The organism is Caulobacter sp. GW821-FHT10A10, from assembly GCF_059415745.1.
This window is the reverse complement of the sequence record NZ_JBWKNV010000001.1, coordinates 698981-716150: the sequence shown is the minus strand read 5'-3', so window position 1 is coordinate 716150 and position 17170 is coordinate 698981. Positions and strand designations below refer to the sequence as shown.

Sequence of the window (17170 nt, the reverse complement as noted above, 5' to 3'; positions counted from 1 at the left end):
GCCGCATCATTGCCGACATCCTCGCGCCCCATGGGCTCTGTAACGGGAACGCCTCGCGCCTGTTGCGCGCAAGCAAGGATTCGGGATGGCCGGTAGGCGATCGACAGTTCGCCGCAAGAGGCCTTTCGCCCTCGCCCTGATCGCGGTGAGCGGCCTGCACGTGCTGCTGGGCGTGGCCCTGATCAGCGCCATCAAGGTCATGCCGGCCCCGGTTGAACCGCAGAGCCTGATCGTCGATCTGGTCGACGTCGCCCCGCCGCCGCTGGCGCATCTGCGGCTCCCGGACGCCGCGCCCGCGCCGCAGGCCTCCGCCGCTCCGCCGGCCCATGCCGTCGTGCCGCCGCCGCCCCAAACGCCGGCCAAGCCGCCGGCCCAGGTCGCCAGCGCCCCGACGCCGGCCGCGCCCGACGCGCCCCGCGCCGCCGTCGCTCCGCCGGGCTTCAAGTCGCGCGGCACGCCCACGCCCGGCGGCGAGGGCCTGCGCCAAGCCGCCCGCGAAGGCGGCGGCTGCAACCACGCCGACCTCTACCGCCTGACCAAGGCCGAGCGCGCCGCCTGCGACGACAAGCTGGGGATCAAGGCCAAGGACGCGCCGATGTACGCGGTCATCGACCAGTCCAAGAAGGACTTCTTCGACGGCGCCTGCAAGAAGGACGACGAGTGGTGCCTCTACCGCACGGGGCAGGGGCCGTATCCGGGCCTGCTGGCCCTGATGAAGAAGAAAAAGGACGACTGGTGAGGGCCTGAAGGAACCTCCCCCTCTGGGGGAGGCGATCGCGCAGCGATCGGTGGGGGGAGCATCGCAAGAAGGTTCCGCCGCCGCGCAAGCTGAAACCGTCCCCCCTCCGGCCTTCGGCCGCCTCCCCCACAGGGGGAGGTTCAAACAAAAAGGGCGGCCCTTGCAGGCCGCCCTTTCCGGTTTTCGGGAGACCCGAAACGCTTACCAGGTCTTGCTGACGCTCAGGTACACGCGGCGTTCGGCTTCCAGGCCGGCGCTCTGGCGCTGGTGGTCGTCGCCGAGGTTCTGGCCGCTGAGGGCCACGGTCACGCCGTGGTCGAACGAACGGGCCACCCGGCCGCCGAGCACGGCGTAGGCGTCGATGTCCACCAGGTGCGGCGCGGCCGCGGCGCTGTAGAGCGCGTAGGCGCGGTGCTCGCCGACGAAGTGGGCGTAGCCGTCGACGGTCCAGGCGCCGCCGGTCCAGCCCAGCGAGACGTTGCCGCGGTTTTCCGGGGTGGTCTCGGCATAGGCGGCCGTGCGGATCACCGGCGAGAAGCCGGCGGTCGGCTCGTCGTCGACCTCGGTGTGGGTCCAGTCGGCGTTCCAGCGGAAGCCGCCCGTCAGCTGACCCGAGGCGGCCAGCTCGAAGCCGGTCATCTTGCTGTCGCCGATGTTGCGGTAGCTGAGCACCGGCAGGCTGACCAGGGTCGCCGCCACGTCGATCTGGGCCGAGGTCGGCTGGCCCTTCACGTCCTCGGTCTTCTGCACGAAGGCCTTGGCGCTGATCTCGGCCTTCAGAGCGGGCAGGGCGCGCTCGTAGGTCAGCTGGTAGTTGGTGATGATCGCCGGCTCGAGGGTCGGGTTGCCGGCCAGGCCGATGGTGTACGGACCGACGGTGACGCGGGCCTGCAGGGCGCCCAGGTCGACCAGGGTCGGCACCTGCACGCCGCGGGCGGCGGTGGCCTTGAAGGTGTCGACGTCGGTGGCGCGCCAGACCAGGCCGAGGTTGTAGCTCGGCTCTTCGATCTTGCGGTCCCAGTAGCCGTTGCCCAGCGGCGGCGAACCGGCCGGGAACGCGCCTTCGCGCGACAGGTCCAGGCTGTCGTAGCGGCCGGCGGCGGTGAAGGCGAGCTTGTCGGTGATCGCCCAGTTCCACATCGCCGAGGCCGACAGCACGTCATAGCTGACCTGCGCGCCGCCGATCGGGGCGGTGTTGACCTCGTTGTGGCGGTACTCGGCGCCGACGCGCAGGGTGTGCTTCGCACCGATCTTGAACAGGTCCTGCACCGAGACGACGCGGATCTGGTTCTCGAAGCGGGCGTTCTGGCCGAGGATCAGGTGCTTGGCGGTCAGGTCGTTCTGATAGGCCGACAGCTGCAGCTGGCCGACCTTGGTCTCGGCGGTCAGCGTGCCCTTCACCGAGCTCGTCAGGTACTTGCTGGGCGAGTAGGCGTAGTTGGACAGCATGTCGCTGACCTGGACGTTCGAGTACGAGCCCTCGACGCGCAGTTCGGCCTTGTCGGTCAGCTGGGTGACGGTGTCGATGTTGGCGGTGACGCGCGACGGATCGTTCAGCTGGCTCTTGGCGATGCCGACGGTGTTTTCGTACTCGTCCGACTTGGCCGCGCCGGCCGAGACGCGGGCGCTGAAGCGCTCGCCGACCTTGAACGACTTGGCGGCCGAGACTTCACCGTAGCGAGCCGAGCCGGTGCGCAGGGTGATGTCGCCGGTGTCGTCGAACTTCGGGTTGACGGTGATGATGTTGACCACGCCGCCGACGGCGTTGAAGCCGAACAGGGCGCTGTTGGGGCCCTTCACGACTTCGATCTGGCGGATTTCCGACAGCTGCACGGGCAGGGTGGCCCAGGCGGTGTAGCCGTAGTGGTCGAGATAGACCTGGCGGCCGTTGATCAGCACCAGCAGGCGCGGCGACATGGCCTGGTTGTAGCCGCGGACGCTGACGTCCGAGGCGCCCGCGCCGCGGTCTTCCACGTCGAGGCCGGCGACGCGCGACAGGATGGTCGGCAGGTCGGTGGCGCCCGAGCGCTGGATGTCGGCGGCCGAGATGATGGTCATGTCCACCGGCGCTTCGGTCGAGCGCTGCGGGGCGCCGGTGGCGCTGGTGGTGACCGGTTCGTTGAACAGCTGCTCGAGCGAGCCGTAGTCGATGGATTGCGCGCTGGCGGCCGAAGCGGCGGCGGCGACGAGGAGGCCCGCGGAAACGCCGGCCAGGAGAGTCTTTTTCATGTGATTATGTCTCTTCAGCTGGCCGGGATCAGACTTCGCGGATCATCATGCGGAAGGCGGACTTGAAGACCGCGCCGACGGCCGCGGCGGCCGAACGGTTGACGATGATCTCGACCTTCGGGTCGGCCGACACGCTCATCACGCACGCGCCGCTGGCGGCGCAGGAGGCGTCCGAGCCGATGGTGATGATCTTCTTGGCCTTGGCGGCCGCGCCGACGTTCACGCCGGTGGTGACGTAGAGGGCGGCCACGCCGCTGACGCCGCCGACGGCGCCGGCTTCGACCGGCTTGGCCGTCAGGGTCAGGGCGCCGGTGTTCATGCCGCCGCCGATGGCGGCCATGACGGCGTTCTTCTCGGCGACCGAGGCCGGCTTGGACGGATCGAACACCACGCCCAGCACTTGCTTGCCGGTGGGGCCGTTCTCGAGGAAGGTCAGCGCGCGGCCAGCGATCTGGATGTCCTTGGCGGCGTCGGCGTGAGCGCTCAGAGGCGCGATGATGAGGAGCGCGGCGGCCAGCGCCGCTGCGGGTTTCGTCTTCGACATTCTGTTGAAATCCCCTGCCCTTTGTTGGGCTTATGAGCGGGGTGATGGCGCGCCGGACGTAAAGAAGAGGTAACGCCGCCTAAATCACGACGTTATCCGACTAACCAGGAATGTCCGGTAGTCGACCAATGAACAACTCTAGATCGGCATTTCCCTATAGGGCAGGGTGGGGTCTTTCCCTGTTTTGGTGTCATCTTGAGTTGTGTTCGGACAGAATGTCGCAGGGATGGTTTATTTTCAGATCGACAGGCGCTCGGCGGCGACTCCGGCGGCGCGCAGGGCCGCCAGGCGGGCGAAGGCCAGGGTCAGGGCCTTGCGTCGGGCCGGCGCCAGGGGCGTGACCGGGGCGGCCCGCACCACGGCGCCGCCGAAGCCGTCGGCGACGATCAGGCCCGGCTCCTCGGGCAGGATCCCCTCCGGAAAGTGCGGGGCGACGGCGAAGTGGAAGGCGTCGCAATAGGGGCCGTACTCGCCCCACTTGCGGTCGACGCGATAGTCCTCCAGCCCCGACTTCACCTCGACGATGACGATGTCGCCCTTGGGGCCCAGGGCCATCAGGTCGGCCCGCCGGCCGTTGGGCAGGGTCACCTCGGCCAGCGGCGCATAGCCCAGATCGACCAGCAGCCGCGCGGCCCCGCGGGTGACGGCCAGGGTGGTCTCCGGGCGGGAGAAGGCGATGTCGACGACGACGTCCATGACGCCACCATGTTCCATCTTTGTTCGCTGCGCAAGCGGGGCGGCTCGTCCGGGTCTTCGGCGGCCTCGTGCGGTTCGGCGAGGCGGACGCCGGCGTTCCGCTCTCCCAAATCCGACGTTCCCCGCGAAGGCGGGGACCCAAGCTGACTTTCAGGAGGCGCGGCCGTGGGCCATGCTCAGCCTCGGCTTGGATCCCCGCCTTCGCGGGGATGCACGGTGAAAGGGGGTCAGCGTGTGAGCGCCGCCAGGCCCTAGTCCACCAGCACCGGCGGTGCGACGGCTGGGGCCGAGGAGCCACGCGTGCGCCGGGCCTCCATCTCGACCAGCAGGGCCTTGGTCCCGACGGTCAGGGTGCGGGGCAGGACGCCATCGACGCCGGGGCCGCGCCCGAAATTGCCCACGGGCGCGTACTGTTGTGGCTTTTCGCGCAGACGCCAGGCGACCATCGTCCCGCCCTTGGGCAGCTTCCAGGCGAAGAACGCCTCCACCTCGCCCCAGGCCACCTTCCCGCCGGGCTTCAGCCCGCCCTCGACCTGGAAGCCGTCGGCGTCGAGCACCAGCCGCTGGGGCTTGAGCAGCTGCACCAGGCAGGCCGCGGCGCAGAAGCCGAAGAACAGCATGCACAGCCAGGGCATCAGGCGCTCGTCGTCCTTGGTCGTGTCGATCAGCCAAACGCCCAGCGCCACGAAGGCCAGGCTGCCGGCCAAGCCCAGCGCCAGTTTCCACCGCGCGCTCTCGATGACTTTTCGTTCCATGGACGCCCCCGTCGATGACGAGGGCGAGCCTGCCACGACCGGCGGGCGAGCGCTACAGCGCCGCTCGCGCTCGGTGGGATCGACGGTCACCGGCCTGGGCTCATTTTTCACCGAGCATCCCCGCGAAGGCGGGGACCCAAGCCGAGTCCGAGGATCGTCCACGGCCGCGCCTTGTCTTGAAAGCCAGCTTGGGTCCCCGCCTCCGCGGGGAGAGACGGATCTGGAGGTCGCGAAATGACGATACGCGCCTAGCCCGGCGCGTGTTTCGTCACCCGCAGCCGCGAGACGTCGTAGCCCATGGCCTTGGCGCGGTCGGTCAGTTCCTGGGTCAGGGCGGGGGTCGGCTTGTCGCGGGTCAGCAGCCAGAGATAGCGGCCCGAGCCTTCGCCGACGATCGACCAGCTGTAGTCGTCGGCGTGGTCGAGCACCCAGTAGTCGCCGACGAAGAACGGACCGAAGAACGACACCTTCAGCTTGGCGCCCGTGGTCTTGTCGACCAGCTTGGCCTTACCCAGGCTGACCTTCTCGACGCCTTCCGGCCCGCCCTGGCGGCAGGTGTTGCGCACCTCCACCAGGCCGTCGGGGCGCAGGGCGTATTCGGCGGTGACGCCGTCGCAGCCCTTCTCGAAGCGGAAGTCGTAGCGGGCGGCCTCGTACCAGAGGCCGAGGTAGCGCTTCAGCTCGACGCTCTTGGCCGGCTGCGGCGGGGCAGGGTTGCCGGTCGGGCGGGCGGCGCAGGCGAAGGCCGCGCCCAGGGTCAGCAGGATGACGCCGGCGATGGCTGGAGAGACGCGCCGCATGCGTCAGGCTTCCGGCTGCTGCGGGAAGACCAGCTTGGCGTAGCCCAGCGCCTTGACCCGGGCCAGGGCCGCCTCCTTGGCCGCCTCGTCCATCACCGGCTTGCGCGACAGCAGCCAGACGAAGTTGCCGCCGGGCGTGGCCATGATCGCCCAGGACTCGTCGTCGGCCCGGTCGAGCACCCAGTATTCCTGCTTCTTCATGCCGCCCAGGAAGCTCATCGAGAACTTGGCGTTCTCGCTGCCGGCGACGATCTTGCCGGTGGTGTTGAAGGTGCGGGCCTTGCCGTCGGCGCTGTCGCGGCGACAGACCTGGCGCACCGAGAAGCTGTCGGCGGTCTTGGCCGTGAACTCGGTGGTCGGGGCCTCGCAGTTGCGCTGGCCCGAATTGGGGGTGCGGGCGATCTCGTACCACTTGCCCGTATAGAAGGCCGCCGCCACCGGCTTGGACGGCGGCTGGGCGCCGGCGAAGGCGATCGCGGGCGCCATGGCGGTGACGGCGGTCAGCGCCGCCGCGACGGTGATCAGGCTTGCTCGCATTCCGACACCTTGCTGCGTACTGGGGAAGGCGGGCTTTTTCGCCCTGCTCAAGTTCATCCCCTGAACGGAAGCAAACGCAAGGCGGCGCGGGGGTGTTCCCCGGCGCGCCGCGTTCGTGGGCCGTGCAGGCCGTCCAATATTATCCCGTCATTCCCGCCCTTGTGGCGGGAACCCCTCTGTCAGCCGCAGATGAGGATGGGGCGGCGTGCTTAGCACGCCGCTTGCACTTCCCTTGCGGACGGAACCAGGGTTTCCCGCCATAAGGGCGGGAATGACGGGAGTTTAGGGTGAGCGCGCTTCCTACTCCGCCGCGATGGTGACCGGGGCGACGCGGTCCTTGAAGTTGATGGCCTGCAGGTGGCGGATGCCTTCCTCGGCGATGTCGTCGCCGACCATCCGGTCGCCCTCGGCGCGCAGTTCGTCGAGGTCGACGTACATGGCGTAGAAGGCCTTGGTGCGGTCGGTGATGATGCCCGCGTTGAGCAGGGTCTTCACCAGCACCCGGAAGATGTTGGTCTGCTCCTTCATGTTCTCCCGACGCAGGTCGTCGGTCATGATCTTCCCGTACTCCTCGACCACCTTGTCGGGATCCAGGCCGAACTCGCGGTAGAGATCCAGCTGCTGGTGCGGCGAAACCAGGTTGAACAGCAGGGTCTGGAAGCAGTGGGCCGCCCAGTCCTCGATGATGGCGTGCTCTTCGGCGGTCAGCTTGGGCACCGTGCGGTCGGCCCAGATCTTCCCGAACTTGTGGTGGAAGGCCTCGTCGGTCATCACCAGCTGCAGCAGCTTCTTGCCGAGCGGATCGTGGATTTCCTTGAAGAAGGTGGCGAAGGCGCCCATGGCCAGGCCTTCGACCAGCATCTGCATGCCGATGATCTTCTTGTAGACCTCGGGGGCGGCGATGATCTCGACCAGCAGGGTCTTCAGCGCCGGGCCGCACTCGACCGGCTTGCCCCAGCGGGCCTTGATGTACTTGGCGAAGGCGGTGACGTGGCGCGCCTCTTCGCGGGTCTGGTTGGCGGCGTATTCCTGGGCGCCCTGGTCCTTGAGCACGTGGCACAGGCTGGCCGACAGGTTCAGCGCGCCCTGCTCGCCGTGCAGGATCGACGAGAAGCTGCGCAGCACCGATTGGTTGATGAAGCGGGTGCGCTGCTTGGGATCGGAGAGGTGGTTGGAGACGTAGTCGGTCGACAGGGCGATGACGAGTTCCTCGGGAACCAGCGGCTGGTTCTCCATGTCGAACGGCTCGTCGAAATCGATATAGGCCTTGTCGAGCGGGTCCCAGAAGTGGTCGTGAGTGGCCGAGATGATCTTGTCGAAAGCGGTCGAGCGGTTGTTGTACCGGTCGAGCTCGAGCATGGACTCGAAGTCGTCGGGCGCCACGGCGTCGTACATGGCGTCCTTGGTGATGTTCTTGTCCGTCACGGTCGGCTCCTCTCCTATGGGCGCGGCGGGGCCCCGTCTGGCGCGGGTCTCTCGTCGAGTGAACACTGTCCACTCAAACTTCCGGTACGGTCAAATTAAAAATGACGACGGCGTCACCTTCGTCGCAGTCGCTTGAAGCAGAAAGAGAAACGTCGCCATGGGGCTCAACGTCTTTGTCCTTACCGGAGCCGGGGTTTCCGCCGAGAGCGGGCTGGGCACCTTCCGCGACGAGGGCGGGGTGTGGACCCAGTACGACCTTTCGGAAGTGGCCACGCCGCAGGGCTTCGCCCGCGACCCGGCCAAGGTGAGGGCCTTCTACAACGCCCGCCGCGAGAACCTGGCCGGGGCGGCGCCCAACCCCGCCCACTTCGCCCTGGCGCGGCTTCAGACCGAACTGGCGGCGCGGGGCGGGCGGCTCTTCCTCTGCACCCAGAATGTCGACGACCTGCACGAGAAGGCCGGCTCGACCGACGTCGTCCACATGCACGGCGAACTGGCCGTCATCCGCTGCCATGCCTGCCAGGCGATGCGGCCCGATCCGGGGCCGCTCGACGGCGAGGCGGTCTGCGCGGCTTGCGGCGAGGCCGGCATGGCGCGGCCGCACGTGGTCTGGTTCGGCGAGACGCCGCTGTTCCTGGACGAGATCTTCGACGCCCTGGAAGAGGCCGACCTCTTCGTCGCCATCGGCACGTCTGGCTCGGTCTATCCGGCCGCCGGCTTCGTGGGCGAGGCGCGGCGGATGGGGATCCGCACCTGCGAGATCAATCTCGAACCCTCCGACAACGCCCGGGCCTTCGACGAGCGCCTCTACGGTCCGGCCGGCGAGGTGGTGCCGCGCTGGGTGGAGAGCGTGCTGGCCTGAGGCGGCTCGGCATTCATCGGCCTGGGCTCATTTTTCGCCGAGCATCCCCGCGAAGGCGGGGATCCAAGCCGAGGTCGCAATCAATCCAGAGCCGCGCCTCATCCTGAAATCCAGCTTGGGTCCCCGCCTTCGCGGGGATGCTCGGATTTGAAAGTCGCGAACGTTTGATTGCCGATACGGCCCTAGGCCAGGCGCGGCCGGAACTGCTCCATCAGCGCCTCGGCCTCGTCAGTGTCGTCCTCACAGACGGTGTCGGACGACAGCACCTTGGCCAGGCACCGCACGGCCGCCTCGACCGAGCGCCGCACGCCGATGCCTTGCAGGTAGCACTTGGCCAGTTGCAGGCAGGCGGAGCCGTCGCCCGCCGCCGCGCCGCGCGCGAACCAGCGGACCATGGCGCGGTGGTCGCCGCGCTCGCGATAGAGGATGGCGATGTTGTTGGCCGCGACCGTGCAGCGGGCCTGCCGCCAGGCCCGCTGATAGAGGCGCATGGCCTCGTCCTTGTCGGGCGGGGCGCCCAGGCCCGTGTCGTGCATGTAGGCCAGGTTGGTCAGGCCGGTGATGTCGCCCAGGTCGGCGCAGCGGGCGTAGCCCTCTCGGGCGCGGGCGTAGTCGCCGGCCTGCTCGGCTTCGCAGGCGATGTGCAGCAGGGCTTCGGTCTCGATCATCGCCCCAGCTATGGCACAGGCGCGGCGGGGCGGCCTAGTCCTTCGCCGCCGGTTGCGGGATCAGTTCCAGGAAGTTGCGCACCAGTGGCGAGGCGTCGCCGGCCCGGGTGGCCAGGGCCAGGGGCACCTTCGGCGTCGCGCCGTCGAGCGGGCGATAGACCACCCCGCGCACGGCCAGTTGGGCGATCGAGCCGGGGATCATGGCCACGCCCAGGCCCGCGGCGACCAGGTTGATCATCGCCACGATGTGCGGCGTCTCTTGGGCGACGACGGGCTCGAAGCCCTCCTGGGCGCAAGCCTCGCGGATCAGCCCCAGGAAGGTGCGGCCGATCCCCTGGGAGAAGATCACGAACGGCTCGCCGCGCAGCGCCGCCACCGGCACGCGGGCCTGGGTCGCCAGGCGATGGCCGGCCGGCAGGGCCAGCACCAGTGGCTCCTCGCCCAGCGGCAGCAGGTCCAGCCCCTCGACCGCGACATTGCCCGGCCGCACGAAGGCCGCGTCCAATTCCGCGCGCCGCAGCCGCTCGGCCAGGCGGGCCGAATGGCTTTCCTCGACGATCAGGCTGGCGTCCGGATATTTCCAGTGAAAGACGGCGAAGGCCTCGGTCACCGCCGGGTGGAAATTGGCCGACGAGGTGAAGCCCACCCGCAGCGCCCCCACATGGCCGCCGCCGGCCCGGCGGGCGGCCTGCAAGGCGCGGTCGGCCTGCTCCAGGATCTGGCGGGCCTCGGCCAGGAAGACGCGGCCGGCCTCGGTCAGTTCGGCCCCGTGCGGGCGGCGCAGGAACAGCGGATAGCCGATCTCGGCCTCCAGGTCGCGGATCTGCTGGCTCAGCGGCGGCTGGCCGATGCCCAGGCGCGCGGCCGCCCGCGTGAAGTTCAACTCCTCCGCAAGGGCGACGAAATAGCGGACGTGGCGCAGTTCCATGGACGGGACGGGGACTCGAAAAGCGGGTTCAGGCTGGTGGAAACTTGCCCGGAGGCGCCGGCCGGCTGGCCTTCCACAGCATGACGGCCAGGGCCGCCAGCGCCGCGGGAACCAGGGCGACCAGCCATACCAGCACCACGGCCGTCAGTTGCAAGGCCGAGAGCAGGACCACGAGGGTCTTGTTCTCCGGCCTGTCGACCTTGGCGCGAGGGGTGAACACGGGACGCAATCTCTCGCAACGCGGCTGACCGCCACGCGTCCACGTCGTGGAGCGTCGGGCGGCCAGTCGTCAGCGGTGTTGCATCAACCTCCGACGAATCTGCGGAAAGTATTGCGCAGAATCCGTGATATTCAATCGCAAACTCTCGTGACGAGGGATATTGTGCTTTTACGCACCGATCATTGAGCGAAACCGGGCGATAATCGCCGTTTTATCCTCTGGTATCTCCAGTAAGTCTTGATCGATTGCTTTTAGCTATCGCTGTTACCCTCAAGCGTAGCCAGAACCTTCGGGTTGTGGCGGGCCAGGTCGATCAGGCGTTCGACCAGCGCCTCGCGGCTGTCCAGGGCTAGGCCGTCGCGCAGGCGGGCCATGCGGTCGCGCACCGCCTGCAGGCCCGGCTCGTCCAGGCCGTTGGACGCCACGACCACGGCCGCCTGGTGCTTGCAGGCGCCGAACTTCTCGAAGCCCGGACAGTCGCAGCGGCCCTCGCCGGCGGGGCTGCGCAGTTCGACCACATAGAGGTCGCCGGCGCTGCCGGTGACGTGGGCGGTCACCGCGTCGTCCTCGATCGCCACCAGGTCGACGTCGCCCTTCTCGGCGATGGCGACGCCGCTTTCGAACCAGCGCTCGTCCATGCGCTCGCGCCAGGTTTCGGTGTCGAAAAGGCTCATGCCTCGTCCTCGATGCGGTGGATGTCGTCGTCCGACAGTCCGAAATGGTGGCCGATCTCGTGGACCAGCACGTGCTCGACCAGTTCGCCCAGGGTGACGTCGCCGCGTTCGCTCCATTCGTCCAGGATCGGGCGGCGATAGAGGAAGACCATCGACGGGTTGGGCAGGCTGTCCAACACCGAGCGGCGCGACAGGTCCACGCCCTGGTAGAGGCCCGTCAGTTCGAACGGATCCTCGATGCCCAGGCTGGCCAGCACGTCGTCCGTGGCGAAGTCGTCGATGCGGAAGACGACGTCGCCGGTCAGGCGGCGGAAGTCCTCGGGCAGGGCGTCGAAGGCGGCCTTGGCCAGGGCGGCGAAGTCGTCCAGCGAGGGGGCGAGGCGGTCGGTCCAGGTCATGAGGATTGAAATAGCGTCATTCGCCGCGTGGGGAAGGGGTTGATCGCGCTTGCGACGTCGCCGGTCTAAGCTGCCAAATCTGATTCGACCTTTCCGCCTTGTTGGGGCCTAGCGACACGCCGGATGACATCGCTTGATCTGATCCTGGCCGCGGCGGCCGGCGCGGTCTGCCTGGCGATCTGCGCCACCCTGTGGGCCCTGGCCCAGCGGCGCGCCTTCGACGCCCGCATGGCCGCCATGCTGCGCCGCCTGCAAGAGCTGGAAAGCGGCTCGCTGGCCACCCAGGCCTCGTCCGAGGCCTTCGACAACGCCCTGGTCGCGGTCGAGGACGGCGCCGCCCGCCTGGTCTCCGGCGAGGACAGCCTGGCCGCCTGCGCCCAGGTGCTCGACGTGGCCGCCAACCCCGACGCGGTGGTTGAAGCCCTGACCGCCGGCGATCCCGACCACGCCGCCCGCCTGAAGGCCCTGTTCGAGCGCGGCGAGGCCTGCGCCTTCGAGGCCCGCGGTCCCGGCGGCCGGGTGATCGTCGAGGGCCGCGCGGCCGGCGCTCTGGCCTGGCTGCGCCTGGCCGCCCAGACCGGCGATGCGGGCCTGCCCAGCGCCGCCCGCTTCGCCGCCTTCGTCGATGGTTTGGCCGAACCGGCCTGGATCGCCGCCGCCGACGGCGCCCCGACCTGGGCCAACGCCGCCTATCTGCGCGCCACCGGCGTCGACAACGCCCTCCAGGCCGCCCGCGACGGCAAGACCTTCGACCGCGCCGTCGACGCCCTGGCCGTCGAGACCGCCGCCAAGGGCGAGCGCCGCGAGACCGTGCGCTGGACGCCGATCGACGGCCGCCGCCGGGCCTTCCGCTTCACCGTCAAGCCGCTGGAAGGCGGCGGGGCCGGGGTGTTCAGCGCCGACGTCACCGAGGTGGAAGACGTCCGCGAGACGCTGAAGAACCACGTCGCCGCCCACGACGAGACCCTGAACCACATCGCCGACGGCGTGGCGATCTTCAGCGCCAGCCGCCGCCTGTCGTTCCACAACACCGCCTTCGCCGACCTCTGGGGCCTGGAGCCCGCGTGGCTGGCCGAGCGGCCGACCCATGGCGAGGTGCTCGACCGCCTGCGCCAGCGCCGCCGCCTGCCCGAGACGGTCGACTACGCCAAGTGGAAGGCGGCCGAGCTGGCCCGCTACGAGGACCTGGGTCCCCAGGCCGACGAGCTGTGGGATCTGCCCGACGGCCGCACGCTGAAGGTGGTGCGCCAGCCCCACCCGCTGGGCGGCATGCTGCTTCTCTATTCCGACATCACCGGCGAGCTGCGCCTGAAGGCCCAGTACAACGCCCTGATCCAGGTGCAGCAGGCCACGCTCGACAAGCTGAACGACGCCGTGGCCGTGTTCGGTTCGGACGGCCGCCTGCGCCTGCACAACGAGGCCTTCGAGACCTTCTGGAACGTCACGCCCCTGGCTCTCCAGGCCGCCGGCGACTTCGAGGGCGTGGTCGAGCTGTGCGTGCGCCGCCTGCACGACCTGACCTTCTGGCGCGAGCTGAAGGGCCGGGTGGCCGATCCGGATCCGCAGATGCGCGCGCCGACCTCGGGCGAGGTGCGCACCTCGGACGGCCGCATCGTCGTCTACCAGAGCCGGCCGCTACCCGACGGCGCGACCCTGATCGCCTTCGCCGACGTCACCGACACCCGCCACCTGGAAAGCGCCCTGGCCGACCGCTCGGCCGCCCTGGCCGAGGCCGAGCGGCTGAAGCGCGACTTCGTCGGCAACGTCTCCTACGAGCTGCGCACCCCGCTGACGACGATCATCGGCTATTCGGAGCTGCTGGAGCGGGCCGAGGGCCTGCACGAGCGCGGCAAGGGCCACGTGGCCGCCGTGCGCGCCGCCGCCACCCAGCTGGCCCGCTCGATCGACGACGTGCTCGACATGGCCCAGATCGACGCCGGCGAGATGGCGCTGGAGATCGAGGACATCCGCGTCGGCGACCTGCTGCAAGGCGCCTTCGAGCGCGGCGGCAAGGACGCCGAGATCGGCGGCGTGACCCTGGAAGTGATCTGCGACGACGACGTCGGGCTGATCCGCGGCGACGCCAAGCGCCTGAACCAGACCGTCGACCACCTGGTCGAGAACGCCCTGCGCCAGACCCCGCCGGGCGGCAAGGTGACGATCTCGGCCACGCGGGCCCTGGGCGAGGTCAAGCTGCATGTGACCGACACGGGTCGGGGCGTGCCGTTCCACGTCCAGGCCCACATCTTCGACCGCTTCGTCGGCCGCGATCGCGGCGGTCCGGGCCTGGGCCTGGCCCTGGTCAAGGCGCTGGTCGAGCTGCACGGCGGCTGGGTGGCGCTGGAGAGCGAGCCGGGCGCCGGCTCGACCTTCACCTGCCACCTGCCCGAAACCCAGCACCCCGGCGCGGCCCAGCCGGAGTTCGGGTTCTAGCCCTTCAGCTCTCGGTGTAGCGCAGCAGCAGCCAGTCGCGGCCGGTCAGCAGGCGCGCCAGGGCCTCGGCCCCGCTCGGCGGCGTCCCGGCGTAGAAGGCGGCCAGTTCGCTGGCCACGGCCCGCGCCGTCTCGCCGTCCAGCGGCGCCACGCGGCGGAAGGCCAGGAAGCGCGAGCCGATCCCGAACAGGTCGAGGCCGTGGGCGGTCTCCAGCCGCCGGGCCAGGGCATGGTTCTGCATCGGGTTGAGGTCGGCGGCGAAATAGCCGTTGGGAAAGGCCGCTATCAGGTCGGCCGCCGCGGTCACGGGGACGAACTGGAACAGGACCTCCTTCTCCCGGGCGAGCCGCAGCGCGGCGTCGGGATCGCCGTTGACCGTCACCGGGTCGTTGGCGTCGCCGGTCGTTTCCCAGTCCAGCAGGCCGACCACCTGGTCGAATTCGACCTCGCGGGCGCGCGCCTGCAGATTGGCCAGGCGCAGCGGAAACTCGGCCGAGGTGCTGAACCAGCCCAGATGACGGCCGTCCTCGAACGCCTCGGCGGGCAGGGCGGAAAGGTCGTGGCCGGTGATGTCGTCCAGCTCGTGGGCGTCGACGCCGTGGCCGGAGGTGTAGAAGGCCTGGCCCAGGTCGTCGAGCGTGGCCAGGACGCGGCGGTCTGGATGCTCGGCCTGCAGCCGGGCGTGCAGCTCCAGCAGGGCGGCGAACGAGGGCAGGTGGTGCGCGGTCACGCCGTCGCACAGCAGTGGCGTGAAGCCGCGCGGCGGAGCTTCGGCGAACGGGACGAGCCTCAGGGGCTTCTTGCGCGGGAAACCGAACATCGCGGCATGACGATGGGCTGGGAGGCCGGTGTCAAGGCGGGGCGGGGCCCTGCGCGGTCCAGTCCATCCGCCAGTGGGTCGCGGTCTCGCCGGTGGTCGTAAAGCCGAGACGCTCGTAGAGCGTCCGTGCACGGATGTTGTCCTTGAGCACGTGCAGCCAGACGCCGGGCGCGCCCTGGCGGCGGGCCTGGGCCTGGGCGGCCTTCAGCAGGTCGCCGCCGATCCCCTTGCCGCGCACCAGCGCCAGCAGGCCGATGTCGACCACCAGCAGGCCCTCGGGCGTGTTGTCCAGATAGAGCCGGCCGACGGACTTGCCGCGCCGCTCGACGATCAGCCGCCAGGCGTGCGGATGGGCGCGGCCGAAATGGGCGTCCTGCAGGTCGTACTGGCTGTCGGTGAAGGCGCGCTTCTGGGCCGGCGGCCAATCGACGGCCGCCAGTTCCTCGGCGCGCAGGTCGGCGTAGAGGTCGCGCAGGAAGAACACGTCCTCGAAACGGATCGAGCGAAGGGCCAGGCCCTTCGCTCGCCAGTTCGCGGGTGCGAAGTGCGGCGGCGGGACAGGTCCCGCCGCCGACGCCGTCAGGTCAGTTGAAGCTGGGGAAGACGCCATAGAGCGCGATCGACCAGTTCAGAGCCAGAAGCGGCGAGTTGTTCTCGTGCGGCAGACCGCCGCCCGTGGGCAGGATGGTGTTGGGCGCCAGGGACGTATTAGGCGACTGGGCGGCCAGGAACACCTTGGTGGCGCCTTGCGAGATCAGCGCGCCCGAAGTGGGGGCGGCCGACCGCGTGGCGGTGCCGCCGCTATAGGTCTGGAAGGCGTGGGTGTGCTGCGGGATCGTGCTGGTCGTCAGGGTGACGGTGGACGTCCCGAAGCTCTCGCCGATGGTGCGGTCCGACAGGCCCGCGCCCTGGCCCTGGTTGGAGACGCCGCGGTTGACCAGGTTGGGCAGCTGGTAGGTGGTCGTGCCATTGCCGCCGTATTGGGTGCCCAGCAGGGAGAACAGCGCGGTGTTCTGCTGGATTGGCATGGTCACGCCGTTGCACAGAGCCCATTGGTAGGGCGCGTAGCTGAAGGCGAAGAGCTGGATCTCGCCGACGAAGGGTTCGCTCATGGTTGGATCTCCAGCTCAGTTTTGCGACGGGAAGACGCCGAAGGCGGAAATGCAGATCGACACGGTCAGGGTCGGGGCGCAGTTCTCGTGCGGCTGGCTGCCGCCCGTCAAGCCGACGGCCTCGGTGTCCATGGCGACCACCGTCGTGCCCGCGGCGTCCGGCAGGTAGAGCGTGTCGGCGCCGCCGATCGTGCCGGGGAACAGGGTCGGCCCGGGGGTGATGGCGGTGGCGGCGCCGGCGACCGCGACCATGGTGTGGTTGTGGGACGGGATCTGCTGGGTGATCAGCGTCACTTCTTCCGTGCCCGACTTCTGGCCCAGAACATAGGTGCTGCCGCCGGGCAGGGTGCCCCAGTGGATCGGGCGGCGGCCCTTCAGGTCCGGAATCCCGAAGGTGGTCACGCCGTCGCCACCGAAGGTGGTGCCGAGCAGGGTGTAGAGGACCTGGTAGTCCGCGATCGACAGCAGTCGTCCATCGCAGGGAAACCATCCCGTGGGCGTGCGCGAGAAACCGAACGCACGAATTTCGCCGACATACGGCTGGCTCATTTTAGAACTCCGTTCTGACGGCTGATCAGTTGCGCGAGGGGTAGATGCCCGACAGGGCGATCACGAACGTGATGGCCTCATAGGGCTGCAGGTTCGGGTGCGGCTGGGTGCCGCCCGTCACGCCGATCGTGGCCGGATAGAGCGGCTGCAGGGCGCCTCCGCCTTGGGCCACATAGGCCGACGTCGTGCTGACGCCCGAGGTCGCGAACAGGCCGCCGGTCGGGTTGCGCCCGCCGCCCACCTGGGTGGTGGCCGTCGCGGTATGGGTGTGCGACGGCAGGTTGCTGGTCAGCAGCGTGACGTTCTCCACGCCCGTGACCGTGCCTAGCTGGTAGGGCGAAGGCTGCCACGACGGATCCACCGAGCTGCCAAAGCCGACCGGCGTCCGGCCACGCAGGTCAGGCAGGGCGAAGTTGGTGGTGCCGTTGCCGCCGTAATAAGTGCCCAGCAGCGAAAACAGCGCCGTATTCTGATTGATGGGCAAAAGCTGCCCGTTGCAGAAGGCGAAATACTTCTGCGCGAAGTTGTAGCCGGTCATCATGACCTGGCCCATGAAGAATTCTGCCATAGCCCTCCCCCGGGATAGACGCGCAAAAAGTGCGCGCCCAGGCCAAGCATGGCCCGGGATAAAATCAACTGTAAAGCGAAAAACCGAGATCTCGGTTTTTGTCCGGACTGTCAGGTTCCAGACCGACAGCAACCAAAGAATGCGAATTTTTTGAAATCTGTGCATAAATGCACTGGAGCGGGCATTTAATTCGCTTTAGCGTTGAGATGGGGC

The 17170-nt window shown here is 69.0% G+C and carries 20 protein-coding genes; 3 read left to right on the top strand and 17 right to left on the bottom strand.

Annotation, left to right across the window (positions count from 1 at the left end; all coding sequences use genetic code 11):
* Positions 1-85 precede the first annotated feature (85 nt).
* Positions 86-739: a hypothetical protein gene (locus AC07NS_RS03410; RefSeq protein WP_494601451.1), complete on the top strand. Its 654-nt coding sequence runs from the start codon at positions 86-88 to the stop codon at positions 737-739.
* A 201-nt stretch (positions 740-940) separates the two neighbouring features.
* Here AC07NS_RS03410 and AC07NS_RS03405 read toward each other — a convergent pair whose 3' ends face one another.
* The 7 genes from AC07NS_RS03405 to AC07NS_RS03375 all read right to left on the bottom strand — a co-directional run bounded on the left by AC07NS_RS03405 (position 941) and on the right by AC07NS_RS03375 (position 7725).
* Positions 941-2968, bottom strand: a complete 2028-nt coding sequence (locus tag AC07NS_RS03405; RefSeq protein ID WP_494601450.1) for a TonB-dependent receptor plug domain-containing protein — start codon at positions 2966-2968, stop codon at positions 941-943.
* Between the two features lie 28 nt (positions 2969-2996).
* Entirely contained in the window at positions 2997-3512 is a 516-nt protein-coding gene (locus AC07NS_RS03400; protein ID WP_494601449.1) for a hypothetical protein, read from the bottom strand.
* Between the two features lie 237 nt (positions 3513-3749).
* A complete protein-coding gene (gene mmcB, locus AC07NS_RS03395; protein WP_494601448.1) occupies positions 3750-4208 on the bottom strand; it encodes a DNA repair putative endonuclease MmcB in 459 nt (152 codons plus the stop codon).
* A 251-nt stretch (positions 4209-4459) separates the two neighbouring features.
* Positions 4460-4963, bottom strand: a complete 504-nt coding sequence (locus tag AC07NS_RS03390) for an STM3941 family protein (RefSeq protein WP_494601447.1) — start codon at positions 4961-4963, stop codon at positions 4460-4462.
* Positions 4964-5211: 248 nt separating this feature from the next.
* Positions 5212-5763 carry a lipocalin family protein gene (locus AC07NS_RS03385; protein WP_494601446.1) on the bottom strand — a complete coding sequence of 184 codons (552 nt, stop codon included), beginning with the start codon at positions 5761-5763 and terminating at the stop codon, positions 5212-5214.
* 3 nt (positions 5764-5766) lie between these two features.
* On the bottom strand, positions 5767-6300 hold the full coding sequence (locus tag AC07NS_RS03380) for a lipocalin family protein (RefSeq protein WP_494601445.1): 534 nt from the start codon (positions 6298-6300) through the stop codon (positions 5767-5769).
* A 300-nt stretch (positions 6301-6600) separates the two neighbouring features.
* The gene (locus AC07NS_RS03375) at positions 6601-7725 is read right to left on the bottom strand and encodes a ferritin-like domain-containing protein (RefSeq protein WP_494601444.1); all 1125 of its coding nucleotides are present in this window, start codon (positions 7723-7725) and stop codon (positions 6601-6603) included.
* A gap of 157 nt (positions 7726-7882) precedes the next feature.
* On the opposite strand from AC07NS_RS03375, the gene AC07NS_RS03370 reads away from it, so the two are divergent.
* Positions 7883-8587, top strand: coding sequence for an NAD-dependent deacylase (locus tag AC07NS_RS03370; protein WP_494601443.1), 705 nt, complete (start codon positions 7883-7885; stop codon positions 8585-8587).
* A 182-nt stretch (positions 8588-8769) separates the two neighbouring features.
* Here the strand turns inward: AC07NS_RS03370 and AC07NS_RS03365 are convergent, their stop codons facing one another.
* The 5 genes from AC07NS_RS03365 to AC07NS_RS03345 all read right to left on the bottom strand — a co-directional run bounded on the left by AC07NS_RS03365 (position 8770) and on the right by AC07NS_RS03345 (position 11475).
* On the bottom strand, positions 8770-9255 hold the full coding sequence (locus tag AC07NS_RS03365) for a tetratricopeptide repeat protein (RefSeq protein ID WP_494601442.1): 486 nt from the start codon (positions 9253-9255) through the stop codon (positions 8770-8772).
* Between the two features lie 34 nt (positions 9256-9289).
* Positions 9290-10183 carry a LysR substrate-binding domain-containing protein gene (locus tag AC07NS_RS03360; RefSeq protein ID WP_494601440.1) on the bottom strand — a complete coding sequence of 298 codons (894 nt, stop codon included), beginning with the start codon at positions 10181-10183 and terminating at the stop codon, positions 9290-9292.
* 28 nt (positions 10184-10211) lie between these two features.
* The gene (locus tag AC07NS_RS03355) at positions 10212-10403 is read right to left on the bottom strand and encodes a hypothetical protein (protein WP_494601439.1); all 192 of its coding nucleotides are present in this window, start codon (positions 10401-10403) and stop codon (positions 10212-10214) included.
* Between the two features lie 251 nt (positions 10404-10654).
* Positions 10655-11077, bottom strand: a complete 423-nt coding sequence (locus AC07NS_RS03350) for an SWIM zinc finger family protein (RefSeq protein ID WP_494601437.1) — start codon at positions 11075-11077, stop codon at positions 10655-10657.
* Positions 11074-11475 carry a metallopeptidase family protein gene (locus AC07NS_RS03345; RefSeq protein ID WP_494601435.1) on the bottom strand — a complete coding sequence of 134 codons (402 nt, stop codon included), beginning with the start codon at positions 11473-11475 and terminating at the stop codon, positions 11074-11076. The genes AC07NS_RS03350 and AC07NS_RS03345 overlap by 4 nt, the downstream gene beginning before the upstream one ends.
* A gap of 123 nt (positions 11476-11598) precedes the next feature.
* On the opposite strand from AC07NS_RS03345, the gene divL reads away from it, so the two are divergent.
* Positions 11599-13908, top strand: coding sequence for a cell cycle protein kinase DivL (divL, locus tag AC07NS_RS03340; RefSeq protein ID WP_494601433.1), 2310 nt, complete (start codon positions 11599-11601; stop codon positions 13906-13908).
* Positions 13909-13912: 4 nt separating this feature from the next.
* On the opposite strand, the gene AC07NS_RS03335 is transcribed toward divL, so the two are convergent.
* Genes AC07NS_RS03335 through AC07NS_RS03315 form a run of 5 tightly spaced genes read right to left on the bottom strand, consistent with a single transcriptional unit; the run spans position 13913 to position 16957 of the window.
* Positions 13913-14728: a hypothetical protein gene (locus tag AC07NS_RS03335; RefSeq protein WP_494601432.1), complete on the bottom strand. Its 816-nt coding sequence runs from the start codon at positions 14726-14728 to the stop codon at positions 13913-13915.
* 31 nt (positions 14729-14759) lie between these two features.
* Positions 14760-15338 carry a GNAT family N-acetyltransferase gene (locus AC07NS_RS03330; protein WP_494601430.1) on the bottom strand — a complete coding sequence of 193 codons (579 nt, stop codon included), beginning with the start codon at positions 15336-15338 and terminating at the stop codon, positions 14760-14762.
* A complete protein-coding gene (locus AC07NS_RS03325; protein WP_494601429.1) occupies positions 15313-15840 on the bottom strand; it encodes a phage tail protein in 528 nt (175 codons plus the stop codon). Before AC07NS_RS03325 ends, AC07NS_RS03330 begins: the two co-directional genes overlap by 26 nt.
* Positions 15841-15855: 15 nt before the next feature.
* Entirely contained in the window at positions 15856-16389 is a 534-nt protein-coding gene (locus AC07NS_RS03320; protein WP_494601428.1) for a phage tail protein, read from the bottom strand.
* A 25-nt stretch (positions 16390-16414) separates the two neighbouring features.
* The gene (locus AC07NS_RS03315; protein WP_494601426.1) at positions 16415-16957 is read right to left on the bottom strand and encodes a phage tail protein; all 543 of its coding nucleotides are present in this window, start codon (positions 16955-16957) and stop codon (positions 16415-16417) included.
* Between the last annotated feature and the right edge of the window lie 213 nt (positions 16958-17170).